The organism is Campylobacter sp. BCW_6465, from assembly GCF_001762815.1.
GTDB classification, from domain to species: Bacteria; Campylobacterota; Campylobacteria; order Campylobacterales; family Campylobacteraceae; genus Campylobacter_D; species Campylobacter_D jejuni.
Genome location: NZ_MJXN01000096.1, coordinates 1 through 1727 on the forward strand (window position 1 = coordinate 1; position 1727 = coordinate 1727).

The following is a 1727-nucleotide window of genomic DNA, read 5'->3' on the forward strand; positions in this document are numbered from 1 at the left end:
GTAGTTATCCCAATCTATAATGTAGAAAAATATTTAAGAGAATGTTTAGATAGTGTTGTTAATCAAACTTATAAAAATTTACAAGTTGTACTTGTAAATGATGGTAGCACAGATGAAAACTCACTCAATATAGCCAAAGAATATACTTTAAAAGATGAAAGATTTATACTTTTTGATAAGGAAAATGGGGGTTTATCTTCAGCTCGTAATGTAGGCATAGAATTCTTTAGTAAAGAATATGATTTTAAAAATATTACCCAAGAATTAAAAGAAAACTCCTTAGTAGAATTTAAACTAGACAATGAAGATAATCCTTATAATATTTATAAAATATATAAAAGTTCAAATTTCTTTAAAAATAAAGATGAACTTTTAAATTTTAAAGCTCCTGATATTGATTATATTATCTTTTTAGATTCTGATGATTATTGGGAATTAAATTGCATAGAAGAATGTGTTCCTAGAATGGATGGGGTTGAAGTGGTTTGGTTTGATCATTATTTTTATTATGATGATATAGAAAATCCAAAAAAACAAACAAAAACCATTCTAGAAAATTATCAATTTAAAAAATCTGAAACTATTACCTCAAAACAATGGTTAGAAAAAACACTAGAAAATAATTTTACAGCTTTTTGGCTTGGTCAAATGTGCATGATAAATTTTATACAATTTTTAAATCATATAAAATTAAAATTTATCAATGGTATTATACATGAAGATCACCACTTTGGAATGTTACTTTGTCTTCAAGCTAATAAAATATACATTAACTTAAATAAACTATATATATATAGAGTTAGACCAAATAGTATTATGAATTATAATGATAATGGTAAAAACATAAACAAATCACTAAAAAATTTCTGCAATTTACTTAATTTAAATGTTATAGATGGAAAAAAATATTATAAAATATTAAGTTATGGAATTAATGCTTTTTTAGCTTTAAATTTTTCTAATAATTTTCATAATAAAGATTTAATAAAGTTATTTAACAAAGCTTTTAAAAATGAATGTGAAAATTGGATATATGATATTATAGCACAATACCCAACAAATAATCTTAGAAGTTTATTTATAGAAATTTTTAGAATTATGAAAAATTATGAAACAAACTATGAAAATCTAATTTTAGATTTTATTGCAATGATAATAAATAATAATAAAATAACTATAGTAAAACAATCAAATGAAATCCAAAATAATCAAAATACCATAAAAATTTATTGCGAGAAAATAAATTCCCAAAATAATATAATCTTACAACAAACTAATCAAATTCATAATTTAAATGAAACATTAAATTCCCAAAATAATATAATCTTACAACAAACTAATCAAATTCATAATTTAAATACAACCTTGGAAAATCAAAATCAATTATTAATTGCAAAACAAAACCTGCTAAAATTCCAAAATAATTATGGAAAAGCCAAAATAAGAATTCAAAACCAACTTTCTTATAAACTAGGACAAGCTTTGATTTTAAATTCTAAAAGTGTATTCGGTTGTTTATCTTTGCCTTTTATAATATTAAGCATTGTTATTTCACATAAACAAGAACAAAAGGCTTATAAATTTAAAGTAAAGAAAAATCCAAATTTAGCTTTACCTCCTTTAGAAACTTATCCTGATTATAATGAAGCTTTAAAAGAAAAAGAATGTTTTACTTATAAATTAGGAGAAGAATTTATTAAGGCTAGTAAAAATTGGTATGGGGGTGG

General features: G+C 22.1%; 1 protein-coding gene. It reads left to right on the top strand.

Annotated features, from left to right (window positions below; genetic code table 11):
- Positions 1 to 1727: glycosyltransferase (locus AJ886_RS11035; protein ID WP_070287456.1), on the top strand; the 1727-nt coding region annotated here is incomplete at both ends.